Source organism: Mitsuaria sp. WAJ17, assembly GCF_014174515.1.
GTDB lineage: Bacteria > Pseudomonadota > Gammaproteobacteria > Burkholderiales > Burkholderiaceae_C > Roseateles_B.
This window is the reverse complement of the sequence record NZ_JACJUG010000147.1, coordinates 1-347: the sequence shown is the minus strand read 5'-3', so window position 1 is coordinate 347 and position 347 is coordinate 1. Positions and strand designations below refer to the sequence as shown.

The 347-nt window shown below is 69.2% G+C and carries 1 protein-coding gene; it reads right to left on the bottom strand.

Annotated elements, in window-relative coordinates:
- Positions 1-347 (bottom strand): alpha-galactosidase (locus H5407_RS23795; RefSeq protein ID WP_183106935.1); only part of this gene is annotated, 347 nt, incomplete at both ends.

Here is a 347-nt window from a genome sequence, read left to right as displayed (position 1 = left end):
CCCACAGGCCGAACTGCATGCCCATGGCTTCGATCTTCGTCGCCAGCGGGGCTAGGCCATCGGGGTAGGTCAGCGGATCGGGAAACCAGTCGCCCAGCCCGGCGCGGTCATGGCGGCGGCCCGTGAACCACCCGTCGTCGAGCACGAAGCGCTCGATCCCGACCTCGGCCCCGGCCTTGGCCAATGCCTCGATCCGGGTGGCATCGTGGTTGAAATAGCACGCTTCCCAGCTGTTGAGATGGACCGGGCGCGGGGACATGGCGCCGCCGGGCCAGCGCACCATTGCGCGCACGGCCGCGTGCATCTGCGCCATCGCGCCATTGCGGCCCTTGTCTGAGATCGCGAGC